22 protein-coding genes and 1 pseudogene are annotated in these 22,332 nt (G+C 45.2%); 11 read left to right on the top strand and 12 right to left on the bottom strand.

All coding sequences use genetic code 11. The features are described from left to right. The first annotated feature begins 104 nt into the window (after window positions 1–104). Window positions 105–1,019, top strand: coding sequence for a LysR family transcriptional regulator (locus tag L1076_RS14865; RefSeq protein ID WP_042602152.1), 915 nt, complete (start codon window positions 105–107; stop codon window positions 1,017–1,019). 63 nt (window positions 1,020–1,082) lie between these two features. On the opposite strand, the gene L1076_RS14860 is transcribed toward L1076_RS14865, so the two are convergent. Further along, on the bottom strand, window positions 1,083–1,955 hold the full coding sequence (locus L1076_RS14860; protein ID WP_038865097.1) for a radical SAM protein: 873 nt from the start codon (window positions 1,953–1,955) through the stop codon (window positions 1,083–1,085). 311 nt (window positions 1,956–2,266) lie between these two features. Then, on the bottom strand, window positions 2,267–3,070 hold the full coding sequence (locus L1076_RS14855) for an SDR family NAD(P)-dependent oxidoreductase (protein ID WP_237303894.1): 804 nt from the start codon (window positions 3,068–3,070) through the stop codon (window positions 2,267–2,269). Between the two features lie 231 nt (window positions 3,071–3,301). Between L1076_RS14855 and L1076_RS14850 the strand changes: the two genes are divergently transcribed. After that, window positions 3,302–3,541, top strand: coding sequence for a YdcH family protein (locus L1076_RS14850; RefSeq protein ID WP_038865100.1), 240 nt, complete (start codon window positions 3,302–3,304; stop codon window positions 3,539–3,541). 76 nt (window positions 3,542–3,617) lie between these two features. Here the strand turns inward: L1076_RS14850 and L1076_RS14845 are convergent, their stop codons facing one another. After that, entirely contained in the window at window positions 3,618–4,271 is a 654-nt protein-coding gene (locus L1076_RS14845; protein WP_237303893.1) for a cupin domain-containing protein, read from the bottom strand. Between the two features lie 579 nt (window positions 4,272–4,850). On the opposite strand from L1076_RS14845, the gene L1076_RS14840 reads away from it, so the two are divergent. The 3 genes from L1076_RS14840 to L1076_RS14830 are packed head-to-tail and all read left to right on the top strand — an operon-like array spanning window position 4,851 to window position 7,707. Next, window positions 4,851–5,993 carry a hypothetical protein gene (locus L1076_RS14840; RefSeq protein ID WP_038882403.1) on the top strand — a complete coding sequence of 381 codons (1,143 nt, stop codon included), beginning with the start codon at window positions 4,851–4,853 and terminating at the stop codon, window positions 5,991–5,993. Further along, window positions 5,983–6,909 carry a zinc ABC transporter substrate-binding protein gene (locus L1076_RS14835; protein WP_237303892.1) on the top strand — a complete coding sequence of 309 codons (927 nt, stop codon included), beginning with the start codon at window positions 5,983–5,985 and terminating at the stop codon, window positions 6,907–6,909. The genes L1076_RS14840 and L1076_RS14835 overlap by 11 nt, the downstream gene beginning before the upstream one ends. A gap of 3 nt (window positions 6,910–6,912) precedes the next feature. Beyond that, a complete protein-coding gene (locus L1076_RS14830) occupies window positions 6,913–7,707 on the top strand; it encodes a metal ABC transporter permease (protein WP_237303891.1) in 795 nt (264 codons plus the stop codon). Between the two features lie 157 nt (window positions 7,708–7,864). Here L1076_RS14830 and L1076_RS14825 read toward each other — a convergent pair whose 3' ends face one another. Together L1076_RS14825 and L1076_RS14820 are read right to left on the bottom strand one after the other, a co-directional pair. Beyond that, window positions 7,865–9,211: a DUF1501 domain-containing protein gene (locus L1076_RS14825; RefSeq protein ID WP_045407949.1), complete on the bottom strand. Its 1,347-nt coding sequence runs from the start codon at window positions 9,209–9,211 to the stop codon at window positions 7,865–7,867. A gap of 5 nt (window positions 9,212–9,216) precedes the next feature. Then, window positions 9,217–10,701, bottom strand: coding sequence for a DUF1800 family protein (locus L1076_RS14820; protein ID WP_237303890.1), 1,485 nt, complete (start codon window positions 10,699–10,701; stop codon window positions 9,217–9,219). A 438-nt stretch (window positions 10,702–11,139) separates the two neighbouring features. On the opposite strand from L1076_RS14820, the gene L1076_RS14815 reads away from it, so the two are divergent. Both L1076_RS14815 and L1076_RS14810 read left to right on the top strand, forming a co-directional pair. After that, window positions 11,140–11,859 (top strand): beta-ketoacyl-ACP reductase, encoded by a 720-nt coding sequence (locus L1076_RS14815; RefSeq protein ID WP_237303889.1) that lies wholly within the window; start codon window positions 11,140–11,142, stop codon window positions 11,857–11,859. 367 nt (window positions 11,860–12,226) lie between these two features. After that, window positions 12,227–12,706: a DUF1456 family protein gene (locus L1076_RS14810; protein WP_038882396.1), complete on the top strand. Its 480-nt coding sequence runs from the start codon at window positions 12,227–12,229 to the stop codon at window positions 12,704–12,706. A gap of 528 nt (window positions 12,707–13,234) precedes the next feature. Here L1076_RS14810 and L1076_RS14805 read toward each other — a convergent pair. The 7 genes and pseudogenes from L1076_RS14805 to L1076_RS14780 all read right to left on the bottom strand — a co-directional run bounded on the left by L1076_RS14805 (window position 13,235) and on the right by L1076_RS14780 (window position 19,423). Then, a complete protein-coding gene (locus L1076_RS14805) occupies window positions 13,235–14,440 on the bottom strand; it encodes a DUF3103 domain-containing protein (protein WP_237303888.1) in 1,206 nt (401 codons plus the stop codon). 256 nt (window positions 14,441–14,696) lie between these two features. Further along, window positions 14,697–14,879 (bottom strand): annotated as a pseudogene (locus L1076_RS27060) (haloacid dehalogenase); the annotation flags it as partial. A gap of 87 nt (window positions 14,880–14,966) precedes the next feature. Further along, entirely contained in the window at window positions 14,967–15,791 is an 825-nt protein-coding gene (gene phnX / locus L1076_RS14800; protein ID WP_237303887.1) for a phosphonoacetaldehyde hydrolase, read from the bottom strand. A 43-nt stretch (window positions 15,792–15,834) separates the two neighbouring features. Continuing rightward, window positions 15,835–16,635: a phosphonate ABC transporter, permease protein PhnE gene (gene phnE, locus L1076_RS14795; protein ID WP_237303886.1), complete on the bottom strand. Its 801-nt coding sequence runs from the start codon at window positions 16,633–16,635 to the stop codon at window positions 15,835–15,837. Between the two features lies 1 nt (window position 16,636). Beyond that, window positions 16,637–17,452: a phosphonate ABC transporter ATP-binding protein gene (gene phnC / locus L1076_RS14790; RefSeq protein WP_237303885.1), complete on the bottom strand. Its 816-nt coding sequence runs from the start codon at window positions 17,450–17,452 to the stop codon at window positions 16,637–16,639. Between the two features lie 9 nt (window positions 17,453–17,461). After that, entirely contained in the window at window positions 17,462–18,319 is an 858-nt protein-coding gene (locus L1076_RS14785; protein WP_237303884.1) for a phosphate/phosphite/phosphonate ABC transporter substrate-binding protein, read from the bottom strand. Between the two features lie 12 nt (window positions 18,320–18,331). Further along, a complete protein-coding gene (locus tag L1076_RS14780; RefSeq protein ID WP_237303883.1) occupies window positions 18,332–19,423 on the bottom strand; it encodes a phosphonoacetaldehyde reductase in 1,092 nt (363 codons plus the stop codon). A 193-nt stretch (window positions 19,424–19,616) separates the two neighbouring features. Between L1076_RS14780 and L1076_RS14775 the strand changes: the two genes are divergently transcribed. The 4 genes from L1076_RS14775 to L1076_RS14760 all read left to right on the top strand — a co-directional run bounded on the left by L1076_RS14775 (window position 19,617) and on the right by L1076_RS14760 (window position 22,198). After that, window positions 19,617–20,471 carry a LysR substrate-binding domain-containing protein gene (locus L1076_RS14775; protein ID WP_237303882.1) on the top strand — a complete coding sequence of 285 codons (855 nt, stop codon included), beginning with the start codon at window positions 19,617–19,619 and terminating at the stop codon, window positions 20,469–20,471. A 778-nt stretch (window positions 20,472–21,249) separates the two neighbouring features. Further along, complete coding sequence (locus L1076_RS14770; RefSeq protein ID WP_237303881.1) at window positions 21,250–21,462, top strand: cold-shock protein; 213 nt, start codon at window positions 21,250–21,252, stop codon at window positions 21,460–21,462. A gap of 119 nt (window positions 21,463–21,581) precedes the next feature. After that, entirely contained in the window at window positions 21,582–21,782 is a 201-nt protein-coding gene (locus L1076_RS14765; RefSeq protein WP_042602588.1) for a hypothetical protein, read from the top strand. A gap of 251 nt (window positions 21,783–22,033) precedes the next feature. Next, the gene (locus tag L1076_RS14760; RefSeq protein ID WP_164492023.1) at window positions 22,034–22,198 is read left to right on the top strand and encodes a hypothetical protein; all 165 of its coding nucleotides are present in this window, start codon (window positions 22,034–22,036) and stop codon (window positions 22,196–22,198) included. Window positions 22,199–22,332: the final 134 nt, after the last annotated feature.

Raw genomic sequence — 22,332 nt, 5'->3', positions numbered from 1 at the left:
AATTTCTTTTAAAAAGCTTTGCTTCACGTTCAATGCTTTACTATTGTGTTAGATGAAAATGCCCGGCATTGACGTCGGACTTTATAGAATAAGTTGAAAATGAAATGAATATAGAACATCTCAAGCTTTTCGTTCGTTTGGCATCAACGCACAACATCAGCATGGCAGGACAAGAGCTTGGATTATCGCCAGCCGTTGCCAGCGCCCACATCAATAAGTTGGAAGAAGGGCTAGGCGTTCGCCTTGTGCACCGAACCACACGTAAGGTCTCATTAACGGAAGAAGGTCAGGCATTTTTGCCACACGCAGAAGAAGTGCTTGCAACGGTAGAAGCGGCGCGAGGTGCGGTCGGAGTAGGTCATAGTGCACCAACCGGCACGCTTAGAGTTACAGCGCCAGCGTCGTTTGGGCGTTTGCATCTTGTGCCTGCACTCAAAGGCTTTATGGCGGCTTACCCCGAGCTTACGGTGGATTTTCGTTTCTCCGATTCCATCATTGATATGGTTGAAGGCGGGTTCGATGTCGCGATTCGTCTTGCAGAGTTGAAAGACTCAACGCTGGTGGCACGCAAATTAGCACCAGATCGCCGTATCATTGTTGCTTCACCAGAGTATTTAGAAAAGCACGGTACGCCGAAAACACCGCAAGAACTTGCTGAGCACGAATGCGTGACGCTAATGGGGCTAGACAATTGGGTGTTTGAAACCCCAGATGGTCATTATGCGATGCGCGCTTCGGGCAGCTTTAGAACCGATAACGGCGATGCGATGCGTGATGCTTGTATCGATGGACTTGGTGTGTCGATCAACTCGATTTGGAGTGTCTACAAACAGCTTCAAGCCGGTGAGTTGGTCGAAATCTTGGAAGACTACCCATTGGTGATGAACGCCAGTATTTGGGCTGTTTACCCTAGCTCACGTTTGATCGCACCTAAGGTTCGTGCCTTTATTGATTACTTTGCCGAGCATTACGGGCAGCCACCTTACTGGGAAACCGAACTGGCTACCCATCAGAAATAAACAAAAACGCTTTCCAATCGGAAAGCGTTTTTTATTGTGTTTATCTAGCGGGAAAGAGAACGACTACCAAGAGAAGGTCTGGATGACGTTGTCTTTTGCCATTGGGTTAGATGCAATCGCGTGATTGATGTTTCTCAGAAAATCCTCGCGTGAATCCAACAACCAACCTTTCTGTGGAACGATGTTGTTACCATGGTCGCCCCAGTAGAAGGTATCAATGTTCAAGTTTTCGAGTAGGTATTTCTCTTCCTCAAGCACTTGAAGTTGAGTTGGCATAATGAACTCACCATTCTTCACTTCTTGTTCCATCACCGTTCCTGGTTGAATCGCAAGTGCCATAGGCGCAATTTGCTCAGGATTGATTTGGTTCAAGATGTCTGTTGTCGCAATAATGTGTTCTTTTGAACGTTCGCGTCCACCTAGGCCAAAGATGAAAGACAGCAACACTTCAATGCCAGCTTCTTTTGCCATTGCCATGCCTTCGATCGCTTGCTCTGGTGACATGCGTTTTTTAATGCGCTCAAGAACAACACGATCGCCAGATTCAAGGCCAGAATAGGCCATATCTAAACCCGAATCTTTCAGCTCTTTCAATTCAGCAATGGTTTTACGGCGGAAATCGTTCAATCCACTATAAAGAGAAATCTTTTTGCATTCAGGAAAGGTTGAACGCAGTTTGTCGAAGATCTTAAGTAAGTAATCCGTACGTGCCGCCATAACGTTACCATCAATCAAAAAGATCGACTCTACATGTGGGTAGATAAGACGCGCTTCTTCAATGTCTTTAAACACGTCTTCAATAGGGCGTACCTTAAAGCGTTTGTCATCAAACATGCTGCAAAACGTGCAGGTGTTGATGCTACAACCCAATGTGGTTTGGATTAAGATGCTGCGGTATTCCGGCCATGGTCGGTAAACTTTGCCCTCATAGTTCATAGTTGGATCTCCAGTTAAAAGCGGGATGATTCGATGGCATCACTCGCGAAAGATAATGGGAACGAACGCGTTTGAGTCTGGCGTTTTTCCCGATGGCTGAAGATTAACAAGAGAAGGCTTTGTTGATAATTGGCCTTTATATCAAATGAGTTTTTAGATTTTATTGAAAATGAACAATGATGGCAGTTTTATAAGCGCGAGATCAAAACGTGAGAAACAGAAACGCCAGAAATCAGTAAACAGGAACCAGTACGTAAAAATGACAACACCCAGCCGAAGCTAGGTGTTTAACAGGAAACAACTGTGTTGAATTAAGCGAGTTTAGCAATCATTGCTTCAATCGCGTCTACCACTTGTTGTGATTTGATGTCATTCAACGCATCACGATGAGGAGCGGCAAAAGCTTCGATATCGTTGTCGAAGTACGAACCGTGCGCTTGAGCAAATTCATCCGATAGTGCGGCACGAATTAGAATGTCTGCGCCCAAACTGATGTCATTACCCGCGATACCGTAAGCGTCTTTCACCATTTTGCTGGCAAGGAATGATTTTGGATTGACGGAAACCACCATCGGGCCGACATTTTTCAACTGCAATCCCATAACGCGTGACCACATTGTCAGTGCCAATTTACTTTGAGCATAAGCTTCACCGTCTGACAGTGGTTTTTCGCCCATCAAGGCTTCGATGCTCACTGGTGCTTGTGCCGCAGAAGATAGGTTTACGACACGACCTGTGTTGCCAAGTAGTGGGAGCAACTCTTTTGTCAGCATGTACGGCGCAATGGTGTTAACGGCAAAGCGCACATCAAGACCTTCTTGAGTTCTTGAGTTAGGTGTCGCGAATACGCCTGCGTTATTGATGATCACATCCAGTTTTCCAAAGCGCTCTGCCACTTCTGCAACCATCTGTTTAACGGCTTTGACTGAAGACAGATCAGCAACGATGCTTTCCACTTTGCCAGCATTCATCTCAATTAAGCCTTGCTCTACGTTTTGTAGTTTAGCCTCGTTGCGGCCATGAACAATCACGTGGTGACCATCTGCCACTAACATCTTTGCTGTTTCTAAACCAATGCCGTCTGTAGCGCCAGTAATCAGGATGATTTTTTGCATAATTGAGATTCCTCATGAAGTCGTTATGCAACAATCATAGAGTGAACAGAGTGATTAAACTATCGAGGTAAAGAGGGAAACACTTTATACGCAAAATTGAAAATCAATTTGTTATCTTTTTGTGGGCGATACGACGAATTAACCGCCCACGAAATGCTATGGTTATTTCAAGCGTTGCTTAAGATTTGAGCAGCTTGATTAACTAAAATACACTCAGCCCAAGAGGTCTTTATGTTAGGCGAAAATCACTCATTAACTCATGAATTCCCAGAACATTTGGATACCATCAATCAGCTGACAGCAAGTGACGCCTCGTTTGCTGAAAACGCTAAAAGCTACAACTCTCTCGATAAAGAAATCCGCGAACTAGAATTGCGAGGAAACCCACTCGACGACCATGAAATGAACACACTTAAACATAATCGTGCGGAGCTAAAAGACTGGCTTTACACAAAAATTATGAGCGCATAATTAAGACTGTGACTCCATGGATGGCGGCTCGAATTTCGAGCCGTTTTTTATGCCGTTTTTATACTGGTTCTAAACGCTACTCGACAGGTAAGTGCCCTGTCTTTACCCAGATGATCGTCTCTTGATCAACAAAAGGAAAATGCTCGCTCATGTGTGGGTTGCGTAACCACGTATGCTGGGGGTAGTGACCTAATTCATCATTAAACTCACCAGACAGAACAAAGATCTCTTCCCCTCCAAAATGGCGATGAGGTTGAAACTTTTCACCTTTAGGCCATTTGACCAATGCAACATGCTCGTGTTCGAAGTTGTGCAATGGCATTACCTCCAATCCACCAATACCCGGTAACCATTCGGTTTGGTTGGTATTGATGCGTACCGTTTCCAGATCGTTAGGATCAAATTGATTAAGTTTCACTAAGATCACGCAACCATCTTTGCTGAATGGGGCATGTTGGCTTCCCGGAGGGTTTCGTAGGTAAGCTCCCGCTGGGTAATCGCCATGTTCGTCAGAAAACACCCCTTCGAGCACCAGTATCTCTTCTCCATATGGGTGAGGGTGGGTCGAAAACTGTGAATTTGGCTCATAACGCACCACGCTGGTGGTGTGCCCAGATTCTTTGGCTTCTCGTTCTAGTGGCTTTCGCCAAACGCCTAATGCTGGGCTGGCAATCCAATCTTGTTGTGCGGTGTTAATCACCAGCCGTTGTGAAAAATCCATGTTTAACATTGCTTGTTACCGGTGTCAGTCATGTTTGGAATAAATATATACCCAAGTGACTTCAAGATGCAGGATTCAGAGCGTTGTCACTGATTCAAGTTCAAGGAAAACAACGCAGCGTAATAGCAAGCTCTTTCCAAGTTGTTTGACGATGAAATTGCGTCAGTGACACGCTCCCAAAGGGCGAGTTGCCTTGGCTTGTATGCTTCGTTAACAATTTTTTATTTAGAGCCACTAGATCTTCAAATTGTTGCCTCGCCTTCAAACCAAGTCATTCTCGCTGAACCTAGCACTTTGAGGTTACTTGGGTATACACAGTTTCAAACTACACGTGTCTTGTCTGTTTGGCGGCTCTGATTTTTATCGTTTTAGCTCGCTGAACAAACATGAGGTAAGGCGGAGAGATGTGATGAGCAAACTGGATGTGTGATGGTCAATAATCATTAACCTTATGATTATTATTGATAATGTTCACACAAAATGATTTTACAAATTGTTACATGCTTCGCTTTTTTTAATTCTTGTTATGTTATAACATCCGCGAAATATTTGATAGTGTTATAACATAACAAAATAAGGAAAAACGTTGTGAATAAAAAATTGGTCTCTTTAGCGGTTGGTAGTTTGTTTGTTTCCCCAGTTTTCGCCGATACGCTTTCGAACCCTCAGATTGGCGTGGTACTAGACGGTTACTATCAAGATGGCCAGCGTCATAACTCAGAGCGTGAAGAAGGTTTTGGCCTGGGTCATACTGAGCTGAACATGTCTGCAAACATTGATGATAAATTCCACGGTGCACTAACGGCGGTTCTAGAAAGCCACGGTGATGAAACCGAGCTGATGCTTGAAGAGGCGTTTATTGAGACACTAGCACTACCATACGGCTTAAATGTACGTGCAGGTCGCTTCCTATCTGACTTTGGTTACCTGAACAACCAACACATGCACACAGACAGCTTTGTTGAGCGTCCAATTGCTTACCGTACTTTCCTTGGCTCGCATTACTACGATGACGGTGTGCGTGCAAACATTGTTCTTCCAACTGACCTATATGTGAAGTTAGGTGTAGAAGCATTAAGCGGCAGCAAGATGTCTTCTGTTGAAGATGGTTCTGAAGTTGGCGTTTACACCACAACACTTAAGCTTGGCAGCGATTTCTCAGAGTCTTCAAGCTGGCAGTTTGGCCTGAGCTACCTACGTAACGAAAACGGTAAGGTAACAGAGTTCGAAGATCATGATCACGGCCATGCAGGCGAGCACGATCATGACCACAGCCACGCAGCTGCGGTAACGGGTGAAAACTTATACGGTGCAGACTTTGTATGGAAGTGGGCGCCAGATGGTAACTACAAGTACAGCAACTTCACGCTATCTGCGGAATACATGTTGCTAGACGGTGTGGTAGACAGCAAATACAAGAACGATGCTGAATCGCCAGACAATCTAAGCGCATACTACGTATCGGGTGTTTACCGCTTTAACCCAAGCTGGTCAGCGGGACTTCGTTACGGTGAAGCTGAAAGCTACGATGGCCATGCGCACGGCGACCACATGCACTTCACAGCACTGAATGATAAAGAAATGGATGCGATGATCGCATGGGATTCTTCTCACTTCGGAACTATCCGTGCGCAATACACTCGCATTGATAACCAAGACAGCGAGACAGACAACGTATTCACTCTGCAATACGTGATGACATTTGGAGCGCACGGTGCACATGCGTTCTAAGCTGACATTAAATAAATGCAGTTTAGCGATGATGGCGGCGGGGGCTGCCATCATCTCTTCACCTGCTTTGGCTCTTAACATCTTTGTTTGTGAGCCAGAATGGAAAGCTCTTCTCGAAAGTCACGCCCCAGACGCGACCATCTATTCTGCGACCACCGCCAAGCAAGATCCTCATTACGTACAAGCTCGCCCTTCTTTGATTGCAAAGATGCGCCAAGCCGACATGGCCATGTGTTCTGGCGCGGAGTTAGAAGTAGGGTGGTTATCTATGCTGCAAGTTCGCAGTAGCAATGGTGCGGTACAAAACGGTTCACAAAGTATGATCTACGCGACCGATTTCGTGCGTATGTTAGACACTCATGATCATGTCGACCGCAGCATGGGGGACATTCATGCGCACGGAAACCCACATGTGCAGTTTGCGGCTAATGACATTATTCCCTTGTCACATGCGGTGACGAAACGGTTACAAGTGCTTGACCCAGACAACGCGCAAACCTATCAATTTAACGGCATGAAGTTCCGTGCCCATTGGCGTAAAAAGCTCAATGAGTGGAATGAGAAAGCTGCACCATTGAAAGGCAAGCAAGTTGTGGGGTATCACGCAACCTATCGCTACTTGTACGATTGGCTTGGCATGGAGCAAATTGCTGACTTAGAGCCTAAACCGGGCATCTCACCAACCACATCACATCTGCAGTCTTTGACTAAACTGGACGCGAACTCTTTTGATGCGATCGTTTACTCGTCGCATCAAGACCAGCGTCCAGCAAACTGGCTACAGAAACAAACCAATAAGCCGCTGATTCAGCTGCCTTTAACGGTTTCTGATGGCGAAAGCTTAGATGAAATGTACGACCAAGTTATCGATGATTTGTTGGATGTATTAGTGCAACCTGTTCCGGTGAAGATCTAAGCCATGGCAGATTATGCATGGCTATTACCCGCGGTGCTGTGTGGCTTGATCGCTCTGATAGGTAACGTGGTACTCGGACAGCAAGTGCTAAAGCGTCAGATTATCTTCATTGATTTGGCGGTGGCACAAGTTGCTGCCTTGGGGGCTGCATTGAGTCACTATTGGTTGAACCAATACGATCTCTTCTCTGGTTCTTTCTTTGGTGAGATTGTTGGCCCTTGGGTGATGTCATTATTACTTTGCGGTTTGATCGCCTTAATGGAAAAACAATATCAGCAACATCTAGAACCGATGATTGGCAGCTTGTTTGTGGTATCCGCCTCTCTAGCGATATTACTGGTGAGTAAAGACCCGCACGGTGCCGATTTTATCCAAGGGATTCTCAACGGGCAGTTGTTGTGGTCGACATGGGATGATGTTTGGCCTTTGGCATTAATCACCGCAGCGATGTTGTTATTGGTGTGGCTCAAGCCAGAATTCATGCAGGGCAGTGGCTTCTATCTCATCTTCGCGATATTAATGCCGATTACGGTCAAGTTAACGGGCATCTATTTAGAATTTGCCTTGTTGGTGATTCCGGCCTTGTGTGCGGCAGCACTGAAAGGTACAAGATTCTTCGTTGCGAGCATCAGCATTGGCATCGTGGGGATATTGTCGGGCATCGCGGCGTCAGCGTATTATGACTTACCAAGTGGGGCGAGTATCGTGATCACCTTGTTCATTGCAGGCATGTTGTTCAATCTTTTGCTTCAGCCTTGGCTGCAAAAAGCGCAATCCGTTCATGAAGAAACAGCATGAAAACAGGCTGAGGAACCTGCTTGAACGTTGACCTAGTACTTTGGCTTAATGATAAAAAGGCTCCGCGTGAACGGAGCCTTTTGTTTAGCACTGCTTTTTCTTATTAGTAACCTTGCTAGTTATTAACTGATTACTTAGTTACTTATCTCCTACTATATTAGCAAGATTTGAACAGAGGGAGAGTCTGAGGTTGGATTGAATCTGTCAAAGTGTTATCCAGCGCAGGGAATAATTGATTAATTCCCGTTTCAGACAGTCCTAACCACGCCATTAAGCTCGCATGAAGCTGATCGGAAGAGATGGTTGGAATCACACGCCCACGCGAGAGTAAGTAAGGGCTTGTCTCAGATAAGTCTGGATATTCACCCACGATCGCTTTTCCTGCTACACCGCCGCCCATCACCAATGCGTGGCTTGCCCAGCCGTGGTCCGTACCATCCGTACCGTTTGGAATCAAAGTTCGGCCAAATTCCGAATGGGTGAAGGTTGTTACCTGATCAAATAAGCCATTGTTTTCCAAAGCTAATTGGAACGCGGCCATCGCTTCTGCCAACTCTTGCAGCAAACCCGTTTGGCGGCTAATTTGAGCTGAGTGAGTATCGAACCCGCCTAACTTACAACTAAAGTACTGCGCAGGATGTTGGAACTGATCTTTATGCAGCAGCAGTTTAAATACCGCTTTTAGTTGATTACCGATGCGTGTTTCTGGGAATACCTCAGTAATCTCGGCATTCAAAATGGCGCTGAACTCCTGATACATTCTGGTCGAGTCCACCGCAACACCAGCATAGTGAGACTGAAAAACGTTGCCGTAACTGCCCGTGTTTTGCAATTGATCAAACAGATCTCGCGAACGTTGGTCATTAAAAATATCGCTCGGTGGTTGAGAGCCGACCGAGTTAGATTGCGCCTCGATACAGTTGGTCCACACTTGCGTGCCGCCAATATCAAACATTGGCGACAGCTCATTTAGACTGCGCAGCATAGTGCCGAGCTCGGTGGAAGTCTTAGCACCAAAGCCCTCTTTCGACAGAGACTTGGTCGCATGAGACTGAACCATAGTGGATTGATGAGAGTGGCTGAACAAATGAGCAGGGCGAGTACTCTCACCATAAATCACATTGTTTACGCGCTGTGTCAGTGGACCCAGGTTCACAACAGGTACAAGGTTAGCATTATCCCAATAGGTCTTGAGCGCAGCCATGGCAGGGTTTAATGCTAGCTTGGCGTCATCATTGACCGCATCTAAATGAATACAGCTCGTCTCATCCAAAGCCAAGTTGCCACGCAATGCTCGATATTGGCTGTTCGCCGGTGCGGCAGTAGGGATCAGCATATTGTAGCCATCGTTACCGCCCGCAAGGTCGATACCCACTACGGCGCGATAACCGTTTTTGCACTGATTGAAAGAGTCTGCAAAGGCAGGAAAAGCAGCAAGGTTAAGTGCAGAAACCCCAACACCAGCGGAACCTGCTTGTAAAAAACGACGTCGTGTTAAGTTCATGATGATTACCCCTGTGTGATGAATTCTGGTGAAAGCAATGCGTTCATAACGAGATTCTTAATCTCTTTGCGCCATTTAGATTGGCGACTTGGGCACTGGGCGAGGTAATCGAGATAGCATTGACGAGCTTGCTCACTCATTTGATAAGCAAACAAATACTCGTTGAGGTAATCCACTACGCCTTCGTCATCAAAAGCAAGGTATCGGGTGAACAGCACTTCATCCATGTACCAATCTTTGGCCTCTTCCTCGAAACGAGCGACAAGCTCACGGAACTGAATCCCATATTGGTAGATGTCATGCCATTGGTACACATTGAATTCTGGTGCCACTAGACCATTAAAATCAGGGTGGTTTGGCGCATCATCAGGTTGGTAATAATAAAACACAGAAGGTGCCGACAGTGGCAACGTTCGGTTATACCAATTGAACTGTTTTGGCCATATCAATACGCCGTCACGTCGCTTCACTTGTAGCGCGCGCATCGCATGGGTAAACACAGAAAGCGGGTCACGCAATTTACCCACCGTGCTGCCAGAGCGAAGCGCGTCTTTATCCGTCAGAATCGCGATTATTAAGGCTTGCATGTCGCCATCAGAACGTTTGAACGCACGGCGCACACGGCGAATATAACCTGCTCTTGGATTGCTGGTCACAAGCTTATTGATGAAGAATTTCGTGACAAATGTATAGAGCGTGTTTTGGCTCATCAAGAGCTCAATCACCGCTTCTAGTTCTTCTTCTGCGGACAGGCCTGCGGCAAACTTCTTACCTAATATGCGTTTTTCACCCATATCATGCTCGCCGCGCGGTAACATTGGCTGGCTGTACTTATCGTCACCGCGAATATCGATGAACTTCCAACCGGTAAAGACACGCGCCAGTTCTTCGATGTCCTCTTGTGTATAAGATGGCACTTCGTTACCTTCGGCATCCAAACGCACTTCACCGTTGTTACGCAGTTTAACTGGGCCAAGCGTGAACAGTTGCAACAGTTCACGTGCGTAGTTTTCATCTGGGGCAGTGAGCTCGTTAGAAACGTTATTCACAAAAGTCAGGTACTCACCCATGATTGGCGATTTCGACACAAAGCGAATCACATCGCGGAAGTTTCCGAAGGCATTATCGAGCAATCCGTCGAAGTAATTACACATGTAGCGACGCTTAGAAGCCGCTTTAAATGCCGGATCTTTCACACTAACTACGAACAGTTGAGACAGGGTATAAGCAATACGCTGACGCAAGATATCATCGCCTTCGACTGTCATGCGTGTCCAGCTGCTGGCGTAATACAAGCCTTGCCCTAAGTCCGGTACGTTGAGCTCATCTTGCTCAAAATGCTTCAGCCAAGAAGACGGTGTAATAAGTGTTTGTTGAGCGACCCAGTTTTCAATGCTTCCCGATTGAGCAAGATCATTAATGTCACGTTGGGATGGCCCGAACGTGCACTGTTGCAGCGTTCTTGCTGCATCTATGTAAGCCTGATTCATTTTATCTCCCGTAGGTTTTATTATCTTTCTCAGGTAAGGCGTCCTTTGCTACGTCCATATTTAAAAGCACGCCGTATCTTTAAATCGTAATCGAGAATTTTGATAACAAGAATGTAATACCCACAGGTTTATTGTGACTTTGCTGCATAATCTAAGAATTAGTTTCATGAGCTCTAAATGAAAGGCGAGTTATTCAACAAACAGCGCACTTGTTACACCGCCATATCGACAGAACGGTGACGGAAACCCGTTATTTTGCAAACCATCATCAAGTTGTCTTGATTAGTTCACATCCGGCTCCCAGACTGCTCCTATAGTTTGAAGTAAATATGAAAGACCCTGCGTATGAGAAGCGCAGCTGTAACGCGGCTAGGCATAAAAACAAAAAACGCTAGGGAAAAAGCGAATTTGTAATCTCAACATTTAAGGAAGACCAAGATGAAAGCGGAAAAAGTAGCAGTTGTTACTGGTGCGGCTCGTGGTATTGGCCAAGCGATTTGTGAGCAATTATTGGAGGATGGATTCCACGTCGTCGGGCTAGACATATCGCCTGTGGAATGGAGCCAGTCGGCGCAGCTAAGCAATTATCAAGTCAACTTGTGCGATGCAGAAGCCGTCAGCGAAGTAGTAGACAGTATCGTAAAGCAGCATGGAAGAATCGATGCGCTGGTTAACAACGCCGGTATCACGCGTGATGCCTTGTTGCCAGACATGCTAGAGCAAGATTGGGACAGCGTTATCGACGTAAACCTAAAAGCGGTGTTCTTACTCACCCAGCGCGTTGCCCCTGTCATGCTAGAGCAGGGCACAGGCAGTATTGTCAGCATCTCTTCTATTGTGGGTACGGATGGCAACATCGGCCAGAGTAATTACGGCGCAAGTAAAGGCGGTGTCATCTCGATGAGTAAAGGCTGGGCGAAAGAGCTATCAAGAAAGGGCGCGCAAATCCGCGTCAATTGCGTTGCACCGGGCTTTATCGCCACCGATATGACCAAGAACCTGCCAGAAAAAGTGATTCAAATGATGGAGGGCAAAACCCCGTTAGGTCGAATGGGCTCAGTGCAAGACATCGCCAATGGCGTCTCCTTCTTAACCTCCGACAAGAGCACCTACATCACAGGCCAAGTACTCAAGATTGATGGTGGGTTAGTGCTTTAACCTTCAACACTCAGTCTCAAATAACAAACGCCCTTTACTTATGTGAAGGGCGTTTTTGTTGCGGGGAGTCAATTGAGTTGCTGGCTAACAGTTGCCCCATTCCTTGTTAGTAACGTTCAACCTCACAAATCACAGTGAGATGGTTTGAACTACTCCTTCTAATCAGCATAGTGTCTATGAGAGTGGGGTCTTACCAACTTCGCCAACTAATTCGAATAGGCCGTCTTATCTCCATTTTTTAACCTACCGAAGAAACGTGTTCTCTGTTAGAGTCACCGTCAACTACGCTATTGAATAAAGACACCCACAGATCGCATGTAATTGATGGATTTTTATTCACCCTTAGAACTCATTTTAGGAATCCCTAGTGACTAACAACGAAATTTTACGTCGTATCCAACACGCGTTAAACCTTAAAAACGCACAGATAATGAAAGCTTTCGGGCAGGCCGAAGTTACTGTGGCTCACGATAAAGTGGCAAACTGGTTAAAAGATGAAAGCGACAAATCTAGCGTTAAGATGAAGGATCAAGAGTTAGCGGTATTCTTAAATGGCTTTATTAACCTCAAGCGAGGCAAAAAAGACGGCGAGCAACTTAAGCCAGAAGTCGCGTTGACCAACAACATGATTCTCATGAAACTGCGCATTGCGCTAGACATGAAAGCAGAAGATGTGTTGGACGTATTAGAAGTGGTTGGTATTAGTTTAAGTAAATACGAAATTGGTGCGTATTTCCGCAAGCCAAACAACAAAAACTACAAACAGTGTGAAGACCAACTGCTGTGCGACTTCTTAAATGGTGTGCAGTTTACCAATCGTCCCGATTCTGAAGAGTTTACTGGGTAATTTTTATCTCGAATCGAACGTGGTAATTGATTAAAAAAGCGAGAACTATTTCATTTGGTTACTCGCTTTTATCATGTTAAAGACCGATATTAGAGCTTCACAATCACGTCTACTCCTTGTCTTTCTTCAGTAGATACCTATCAAACCACGTTGAAATCTGGTCGGCTTTTAGAATCAAGACACACACCGCCCCCTATGACCCCACCAAGCTAAAACCTTAAGCCAGTGAGGGGCCTCTATTCTGGTCAAGCTATTCTAGACATCTTGTAGTGATTCACTCAAACTGGCTACGTATATAGAGTTTTTCCATACTTTTGGTTATGCGAGCAGGGTCACGACTGACGCCATTAGTAACACGGAATTGTCCAAAACCTTCATAGACTGAATTTATACCTGTTGTGATCACCAAACACTGAAATCGATGATAAAAAGCCCTTCCTACTTCTAGAAAGGGCTTTTTTCTTTCGTTCTACCTATCTACCTAGGCTGCCATTAAACACAGGACTGGCCAAAGTGATGAACCTAAAGTTACTCAGTAGGCAGTATGGTGACTGGGGTGAAAGATGCCACCGCATTACCACCTGCGCCAGGGCGGTCAACATAAGGTGTTTTCTGCAGTAGCGTGTAATACACGTCTACAAAGTCATCATCGTTAACCAAGATATTGTTTGGAATCAACTCAATGATTTTGCTGGTGATCTGAGGGATGATCACATAACCCTGTACCTCTGGATCAGGGATCATCTTCAGTACTTCTTCTGCGGCTTTGACCAGCAGTTTTGCAAGATCTTTATAGTTAGTGCCGTCATCGTGCTCCATCAGAATAATGTCTGCTGCGCCCCAGCGGTAACGAGGCCAAAAAATGATGGTTTGATTTGGGTAATAGGTTTGCTTGTCGTAATCCAGATAAGGCATTTCAACCAGATCAATCTGCGGTTCTAAACGGCTGGCATCAACGCCCGTTACGATCGCGTAGATTTCGGCTTTACCTGAGATCCAAGGTTCTCTATCCACCGCTAAACGAATCTTCGTAAGCTGAGTCGTGTTCAGTTCTTCCGGTTCTGATTCGGATATAGAGTGACGAGCCTTGCCGATTAGAGGCTGTTTTTGAGGGTTTCCGGCATTGTCTTTACCGTCGGCATTAATTTGGGTAGTCATGCCAAGCTGGTTCAGCTCTGCTTGCATTGCCATCAGGCCAGCTTTGAGCTCTTTTGCGCCATCACTGTCAATCACGAAGACAGGGACATCCGGCATTTGGTAGACGTCTAACTCATGAACTTGCCCGTACACGTCATACGCTTCAATGTATTGCCAATCGGCATCGTCACCAGATGGTTCGAATGCGAACAGCGGGCTCTTACCATCCTTCCAAGCGTCAATCATGGTTTCATCAGCCATGCGGATTTCAAGAACGGAATTACTGAAGTTATTGATACCTTTCATCTTGCGATAGCTAAGATCGGCTTTTTGCATCTCGCTTGAGAAGGTCGAGTAGGGCTGAGCTGAATTCAGCTTGTCTATCGGAATCGATAAACTTTTTTCGGTGATCTGAGCTTTCAAAGAAGACTCAAGATCGGCGTAGCTGGCACTGATCTGCAAAGCTAACGATTGTTTTTGCTCAGCAACGTTGGTTGAGGTTAATGACGAGGTAGTTGTGTTGATGCTGTTTGCATAGGAATGGAAGCCAACCACCGTGGTAGCAAGTGCCATACTGATCGAGAATGATGGTCTCATAAAAAGTCCTTATTTTAATTTTTATCACTAATAGAGTATTTACCCTACAAGGATCAACCTATCAATTTCATGAATGTGTGGAAAATTTCGCTTGGACTTTTTGTTTCAGTGTGCAGCACAAGATCTCAATTTGATTAAATTTTATAAAACCCATTGAGTGCTAGCTTGATATTTCATAGTTTATAAATTGGTAAATAAGGAATTTGTGGCGTTATTAACTGTTGAATCTGTCTGTGTATCAGCTATCGGAATCGTTTTATGAAGCCGCTAGACAATAAGAACCATTGTGGTTTTTGATCACCGTTAGGTGCTCAAAGCCTAGCACGATAAGGTCTGCATCTTTCAATTCATCTTCTCTATGGCTAGTGAGTAGCGCGACCGTAAAGCATCCAGCTCTTTTCGTTGATAATACGCCTGCGGGGGAATGTTTGAACGCTAATTCAAGACGGAAGAACGGGCAGGGGATGGTACACACAGCTTAAAAGCCAACAGTCATAGCTGTTGGCTTTTTTGAAGGGCTAGTGAATCAATTGATATAAGTTGGATACTCTCCGTTTTTCATTCTCGCCTCTATTTGATTTATCACTTTTGGCAATTCTGCAATGGTCTCAATAACGTAGTGCGCACCAGCGGCGTAAAGCACTTTTTCTGCGGCTTGTTTTCGTTGTTCGATTTCTGTTGCTGTCATTGCTTGGAACTCTTCTGGCGTCGCTCCGAACTCGTTACCTGATACAGATAGACCAACTGTCCACATGCCTGCGTTTAGTCCTTCGTGAATACCAGCGACGGCATCATCAACCTTCACGCAATTGCTGACGCGTGTTACGCCCAAATCAATAACGTTCTTTAGTGCCATCCATGGGCCTGGGCGAGAGCCTGCTGCAATTTCATCGCTCGCAACCACACAATCTGGCGCGTAGCCTTGCTCGCGAGCTGCTGGAACTAACGCATCCATCACCGGTTTTGGGTAGCCAGAACATGAGCCGATTTTGATCGACTTTTCACGTAAGAACGCCACTGATTCAAGTGCACCGTCAATCGGCTCAGCAAATTTCACTACTTGCTTGATCTGTAATGGCATAAAGGTATGGTAAATCTCTTGTGCATGCTGTTCGGTTGGGCGTTCACCAAACTGAGCTAACCAACGATCGCTGATTGTTTCATCGTTTAGGAGCGTGCGAATATGGTCGATTTTCCCCATCCCCATAGGGCCGCGAGCCTCTGCCAGCGAGATGTTAAAATCGTAGGCCAGTTGGAATGCATCCACGAAGATTTGCGTTGGCGCGAACGAACCAAAGTCCACCACGGTTCCTGCCCAATCAAAGATAACCGCTTCAATCTGTTTGTTCATTGTCTTTTCTCTTAATGTCTTCTTTGTATTAGTTGTTGGGGGCTTATCGAATCATTTGACGCAGTTTTACTGACATAATGTCAGTCGAGAACACTAAGCCAAGAATCACAAGTACACAGGCCGCTGTATCGCCGTATTCGAACATCTTCATTGAGGTCATCAACTCGAAGCCAATGCCGCCTGCGCCAATCATGCCCAGTACCGCTGAGATACGAATATTGGCTTCGAGGCGATACAAGATGACACTGATCCAGTTCGGAAAGACTTGTGGCAACACAGCGAATAAGATGATTTGCAGCTTAGAACAGCCCGATGCTTTCATCGCTTCGATTGGGCCTTGGTCCATCTCTTCAATCGCTTCGGCAAAAAACTTACCCACCATACCTGCGCCGTGTAGTGAAAGCGCCAGTACTCCGGCAAAAGGCCCCAGACCTACCGCTGCCACAAAGATAAGTGCAAGAATCAACTCGTTAATGCCACGTAATACATTCAGTACTTGGCGCGAGAAATGGTATACCGCTAGGTTAGGTGTGACGTTTTTGGCCGCAAGAAAGCTAGCGGGCAGCGCCAGTGCTACCGCGAGCACGGTTCCCCATAATGCGATTTGCACAGTTTGAATCGCTGGATCAATTAGACTGTCGCTGATGTAGCTTAAGTTTGGCGGTAACATGCGAGATAGGAAGTCCCAAATCCACGGTAACCCCTGCATCAATGAAGATACATCCATGCGGGCACCAATGGCCGACCAATGCAGCAGCGCGTAAGTGGCCGCAACGATAGGGATCAGAATCCACCAACCTTTCTTTGGCGGCGAGGCAATAAACTGTAAGTTGCTAGATTTCATTTCAAGCCACCTTTTCTGCTTGGATACGTTGCTGACGGCGCTTTTCAGCCATGCGAAGTACAAGTTGGCTAATGCTGTCGTCTTCTAAACCGGAATATATTTGGCTAACGATATCTGGGGTCAGGTCTTCTGGCAGGCCATCAAAAATGACTTTTCCTTCTGATAAGCCAACAATGCGCTCGCCAAACTCCATCGCATAATCGATTTGGTGCAAGTTACACAGCACGGCTATGTTGCGCTGTTTACAACTGTTTTGGATGTAAGTCAGTACCTTGCGTGACGATTTCGGGTCTAGGCTTGCCACGGGTTCGTCGGCGAGCATCAGCTCTGGGTTTTGCGCCAGCGCTCTTGCAATGCCAACACGCTGCTGCTGACCACCACTTAAGCTGTCGGCACGGGCATTTTGTTTGTCATCAAGGCCGACTTGGTCTAAGCACTCTTTGGCAATATCGATGTCTTGTGTCGGAAACAGCTGCATTGCACAGCTCCAAAATGGTAGGTTAGACATGCGGCCAACTAAGACATTTTTTAGTACCGACAGGCGCTTTGTGAGGTTATGGTGCTGGAATATCATTCCTACTGATTGGCGGATTTTGAGCAGCTCTTTGCCTTTCACGTGGGCGATATTGCGGCCGTTCAGTTCTATCTCTCCATCTGTCGCTTCAGTTAGACGGTTGATGCAACGCAAGAGTGTCGATTTGCCAGCGCCTGATGGTCCCAGAATCACCACAAATTCCCCTTCGTTGATCGCAAGGTCAATGCCTCTTAGTACCTGATTATCGCCGTAGGATTTGTGTAAGTTGTTTATCTTTAACATGATGGTTCCTTAGCGTTTCAGCTGTTTGAATTTGGCTGCTTCACGCACGGGGTTGTACGCTGCATCATTGGTTTCGATATAGCGATTAACAATGCCTTGGTCTCCAAACTGCACCGCTTTCATCGATAAAAACGCCTGCTTAATACGTGCTTTATCAGCGTCTGGAATATCGTTGCGCCACACCATTGGTGACTCAGGAATAGATTCGGAACGCCAAATCACTTTGTACTCGTCTTTGCCAATAATGCCTTTCTCGACTGCTGAGTTAAGAATGCGATCTGCAACTGTGGCTGCATCCACTCGGCCATGTTTTACGGCTAGAATGTTGGCATCGTGAGCACCGGTGTACACCACGTTGGCAAAGAATTCGCGAGGCTTAATCCCTTCATTTCTCAGGCCAACGTAAGGGAATACGTAGCCAGATGTTGACGTTGGCGAGACAAAGGCGAAGTTTTTGCCTTTTAGATCAGACAGCTGATTGATGTCGTCGGCATTCGCTGGCGCGATGATTTGGCTGTGATACGACACATCGCCCGCTTTCGCTGTTTCTGCCACGACAAACGCTTCTACATCAGCCACTTCTGCCGCTTTCACGTAGGAGAATGGACCAAGATAAGCGATGTCGATGTGACCAGCTCGCAGTGCCTCAATCACCCCGTTGTAGTCTGTTGCGACAAAGCCCTCTACTTTAACGCCCAGTTGCTCACTCAAACCATTTATCAGGGCTTTACTTTGTTTGATCATGGCACGTGAATCTTCCGAAGGGATGAGCGCCATTTTGAGATCATCTAACGCATTTACCGACATAGACAGAAGTGCAGTACTGCCCGCAATCGACCATTTCAGCAGCGATTTTTTCATGTTCATAATCCGTTACCTTTAAAAGAAAATATTCATCAGTTGGTTGGAACAGCCAGAAAAGTTTTTGCCACGCTCACCTTGCAGGGCATCTTCCACCACTTGCTTCCATTCAGAGCGTGTAAAGCCATAATCTTCTGGTTGAGTTTTTACGTTTAATGCGTGAATCCATGCTTCTAGCTCTTGTGCAGCCACTTGTAGATCGGTGCCAAAGATCGTGCGTAAGTGCACCGATGTTTTACAATCCGAATGTGCAAACGAAGCGAGGACTGCAGGCAAAGTAAATGAGCAAGCAATACCGTGAGGTAAGCCTTTGCGCAGCGTGACCGCATAAGAAAGGTTGTGAGAAATGGATGTTTTGGTGTTCGAAAATGCTAAACCCGCATTGAGTGAGCCTTGCATCATTAAGTTGCGAAGCTGCAGGTTTTGGGGGGCGTCAACTAGCGCTGGTAGTGTTGAACGAATCGTGGTGATCGCTTGCTGAGCAAACATCAATGACACAGGACTCACGTTATGATTCCAGATACTCTCCATCGCATGAGAAAGTGCATCCAATCCAGTTTGGACCGTCAGCGAGATAGGCAACTCTAGGGTTAACTTGGGATCGCAAATCGCCATTTCTGGGTACAAACTTGGGTCACTCAGTGAGAACTTTTTATTTGATGCCTTATCCCAAATGGTTGCCCAGCAAGTCACTTCACTGCCCGTTCCTGTGGTCGTTGGTAATACAATCATCGGTAGTGGGTCTTTGACAGATTCTCCCTCTGTTAGAACGCGATGAATGACACTTGCTTTAGACCTAGCGGCAGCCAATGCTTTAGTTGTATCAATTACTGAGCCACCGCCAATTGCAACTAGCACTTCGACGTCTGCTTGGTGCGGTGAAAATGCGTCACATATGATAGGTAAATCGGCGATATCTGGGTTTTCAGAGACCTGATTGAGGGTAGCTTGGCCGCCACCGATAGAGCTTAGAATTTCGTCTGCTAGCGCATCGAAATAAGGATGGTCGTAAGTGACGATTGCGTACTTACGCCCATTTAGCGCCGTTTCTAAAACAGGTAGCGCATCTTTTCCAAAGCTAATACTGACTGGGTTGTGAAATTGCCACATCGTTGTGTTTCTCGTGTCTTGTCCGTTTCGATGTGCAAACTTTAATTTATGAAAATGACACTAATGTTTAATGAAAATACTATTTAATCACTCTTAACATAGAAAAAATCGAAGCTCGTTTTTGTGGTTATAAGACTGAGCTACAGCAGGCTAAAAACGGAATTATTAAGAGTAATGCCGGTTAGGGAAGACGATGAAACAAACGCAATTACGCTCATTTCACACTGTGGCGAAGCTAGGTAGTTTTGCCAAAGCCGCAGAAGCACTGAATATTTCTCAACCCACGATTACCGCTCAGGTTCGTGAACTGGAAGAGCAATACAATGTGGTGTTGCTGCATAGGCAACGCAATAACAATCGCCTTACCAACACCGGCAAAGAATTGTATGAGCAGACTCGGCTGATTTTTTCATTACAAGAGCGCGCCAAGAAGCTGCTTGAGGGAAGCGGTTCGTTAAAAGTCGGAAAATTAACGATGGGAGCCGTCAGCCCTGCCGCGGTGTTAACATTGATTGAACGATTTAAACGGTACTACCCAAATATTGATGTGAAGATTCGTACTGGAGGATCTGATCAAATTCGGAACGGTGTGTTAAGCGGAGAACTCGAAATCGGTATGCTAGCGTATCGTGATCCCAATCCTAAATTGGTTTCAACCAAAATAGCGGAGCAACCCGTGGTGCTAGCGGTGCCAAATACTCACAAGCTGGCTGAACGTAAATCGATAACTTTGGCAGAGCTAGAGGGGGTAAAACTTATCCATCGAGAATCCGGCTCTACCACCCGAAAAATCATTGAAGATGAATTGGTGCGAAAAAGCATTCTCACCCATAGCGAGCTTGAAATTGACAGTCGCGAAGGTGTTCGAGAGGCGAGTATTTACGGGCTCGGTATTAGCTATGTCGGTTTGCATGAGTTTCAACCGCACCCAAACATTACTATGGTGCAAATCTCTGATCTTGAGACTATGTCCAAGTCCTATCTGATTCACTTAAAAGAGTTGGAACAACTTCCTGTTCTTAAAGTAATGCGGCAGTTGGTCAATTAGCGGCTATCAAACGTGGATTCAAAGATCAAAAGCCCTTCATTGATATATCAGGAAGGGCGCCTTTCTTTTGTTCTAGTTATCGCGGCAAACTACCTTCGCCAACAAGCTAGCAAAAATAGCTTGGGCGGTGCTGTACCACCGCCAAGCTTTTAAGGCTGTACAGCTATAACCAAGTTTGCAACGCCAATGAACGTGATGACAAAAACGGTCAATCGACCAGATTAAGAACCTGACACAAAAAACAGTGTTAAACGCTTTAGGCTTTTTCAGGATAATCTGGCGCAGATATCATCGTGGAGCTGGGAAGCTAGTACTCCCAACAAGGACTCCGAATACATTAGCGCAAACCAACTCCGTTATGACTTAATTGTAGTTGTAATAAAGGGGCGGACCATACATTTTTGTGGGACAACAATATTGGGTTGTGGGTATGCGATTTCTCCATCAGAAGCTAGAAACATTCACTTTTCCGATATCGAATATTAGCGTTGTTACGATTGTGCGAATGATTCTCGCACATTTAGAGCAAGAGATTAAATTTTACCTTTCAAGTTATTGAATTTATAGGGAATAAAATTTAATGAAGAAATGCATATCTATTATTTTTACTTGGTGTATAGTGTCGGCAGCTCAAACGGTGAGTTATTGATAATATATTTAGTTCAAGATCTTCTCAGTTTTTTCGATTAAGTTCGTCATATCTATCCTGCGATACCTTATTCTTTATTCCTTATTTAGTAGCTTTCTTTTTAACTTAATCAATGTATCGAGATATATTATGTCAAATAAAACAACTGGCTCAGTAAAATGGTTTGACGAATCTAAAGGTTTTGGATTTATCACTCCTGATAACGGCGGTTCTGACCTGTTTGTTCACTTCAAATCAATTGTTAGTGAAGGCTTCAAAACATTATCTGAAGGCCAAAAGGTTTCTTTTGTTGTTGAGCAAGGTAACAAAGGCCCTCAAGCGGGTAACGTTACGTTAGTGTAAGACATTTCTAAAAAGTCTCTTCTGTCGAGGAGACTTTTTTACTTTACGTTTAATAAAGATCCCGAAGGTTCGAAATACGAATAAAAATAAACGTTGGGATCGATAAGGTAAGAAGTAACATGAGAAAACCAGTAAGAAAATCAAGCAAGAAAACACAGAAAAACAACTTCGAAGAACGATTCGCTGCGATGGTAAAAGAATACCAAGAAGCGAAAGAAATTCTCGATTCTATGACTGAAGGTTCATCAGAATATTTAGCACAGAAAAAAGCATGCGATAAACTTTTTGCAAACGCTGAACGATACATCAATAAAAAATAATGAATTGAAATGGCTTTATTCTAACCTGAATAAAATTAACTAAAATTACTTTGCTTAGAATCACTACATTTTTAAAAGCCTGAGCCTCAGTTTTCTGCAATCGTTGGTTCAATCTGTGTTGATCTCATTTAGAAAAATCATTGAATTACTGTTGCCCACTTATGTTCTGACTTGTGTAGTATCATTGTTGTTTTCATAGCCAATATGAACGCGGTGCGAAATTCAGTAAACCACTAAAAATAGGATGATATATGAGCAAGCTACCTAAACCGACACAAAAGCAGAAGCAATTTAGTATTAATCCGAAAGGGAAAGGGGTTAAGCGGATACCGGAAGAGTTGAAAACAATGGGTGTTCGCAAACGCATAGAAGAGATTGAGGAACAAAAAGAATGGGATAAGGAGTGGGGACTATGAGCTCAAGAAACCTCTCTGAACTTATCAATACGACACTCCTCTTACACTCCGAAAAGCTGAGTAACTTGGACCGAGACATGCTTACAGGTTTACGAGATCAACTTAATCGTGAGCAAGCTTTGTCAGACAAACAA

This window comes from Vibrio sp. MMG023, from assembly GCF_021654215.1.
Classification (GTDB): domain Bacteria; phylum Pseudomonadota; class Gammaproteobacteria; order Enterobacterales; family Vibrionaceae; genus Vibrio; species Vibrio jasicida.
This window is presented reverse-complemented; position numbering and strand designations above follow the sequence as displayed.

Excerpts from the sequence above, each read along its gene's own strand:
- L1076_RS14860 (WP_038865097.1), bottom strand. The coding sequence starts at position 1,955 with ATGAACTATGAGGGCAAAGTTTACCGACCATGGCCGGAATACCGCAGC.
- L1076_RS14780 (WP_237303883.1), bottom strand. The coding sequence starts at position 19,423 with ATGTGGCAATTTCACAACCCAGTCAGTATTAGCTTTGGAAAAGATGCG.
- L1076_RS14815 (WP_237303889.1), top strand. The coding sequence starts at position 11,140 with ATGAAAGCGGAAAAAGTAGCAGTTGTTACTGGTGCGGCTCGTGGTATT.
- phnE (WP_237303886.1), bottom strand. The coding sequence starts at position 16,635 with ATGAAATCTAGCAACTTACAGTTTATTGCCTCGCCGCCAAAGAAAGGT.
- L1076_RS14775 (WP_237303882.1), top strand. The coding sequence starts at position 19,617 with ATGAAACAAACGCAATTACGCTCATTTCACACTGTGGCGAAGCTAGGT.
- L1076_RS14785 (WP_237303884.1), bottom strand. The coding sequence starts at position 18,319 with ATGAACATGAAAAAATCGCTGCTGAAATGGTCGATTGCGGGCAGTACT.
- L1076_RS14820 (WP_237303890.1), bottom strand. The coding sequence starts at position 10,701 with ATGAATCAGGCTTACATAGATGCAGCAAGAACGCTGCAACAGTGCACG.
- L1076_RS14865 (WP_042602152.1), top strand. The coding sequence starts at position 105 with ATGAATATAGAACATCTCAAGCTTTTCGTTCGTTTGGCATCAACGCAC.
- L1076_RS14845 (WP_237303893.1), bottom strand. The coding sequence starts at position 4,271 with ATGTTAAACATGGATTTTTCACAACGGCTGGTGATTAACACCGCACAA.
- L1076_RS14835 (WP_237303892.1), top strand. The coding sequence starts at position 5,983 with ATGCGTTCTAAGCTGACATTAAATAAATGCAGTTTAGCGATGATGGCG.
- L1076_RS14855 (WP_237303894.1), bottom strand. The coding sequence starts at position 3,070 with ATGCAAAAAATCATCCTGATTACTGGCGCTACAGACGGCATTGGTTTA.
- L1076_RS14850 (WP_038865100.1), top strand. The coding sequence starts at position 3,302 with ATGTTAGGCGAAAATCACTCATTAACTCATGAATTCCCAGAACATTTG.
- L1076_RS14765 (WP_042602588.1), top strand. The coding sequence starts at position 21,582 with ATGAGAAAACCAGTAAGAAAATCAAGCAAGAAAACACAGAAAAACAAC.
- L1076_RS14770 (WP_237303881.1), top strand. The coding sequence starts at position 21,250 with ATGTCAAATAAAACAACTGGCTCAGTAAAATGGTTTGACGAATCTAAA.
- L1076_RS14760 (WP_164492023.1), top strand. The coding sequence starts at position 22,034 with ATGAGCAAGCTACCTAAACCGACACAAAAGCAGAAGCAATTTAGTATT.
- L1076_RS14805 (WP_237303888.1), bottom strand. The coding sequence starts at position 14,440 with ATGAGACCATCATTCTCGATCAGTATGGCACTTGCTACCACGGTGGTT.
- L1076_RS14830 (WP_237303891.1), top strand. The coding sequence starts at position 6,913 with ATGGCAGATTATGCATGGCTATTACCCGCGGTGCTGTGTGGCTTGATC.
- phnX (WP_237303887.1), bottom strand. The coding sequence starts at position 15,791 with ATGAACAAACAGATTGAAGCGGTTATCTTTGATTGGGCAGGAACCGTG.
- L1076_RS14825 (WP_045407949.1), bottom strand. The coding sequence starts at position 9,211 with ATGAACTTAACACGACGTCGTTTTTTACAAGCAGGTTCCGCTGGTGTT.
- phnC (WP_237303885.1), bottom strand. The coding sequence starts at position 17,452 with ATGTTAAAGATAAACAACTTACACAAATCCTACGGCGATAATCAGGTA.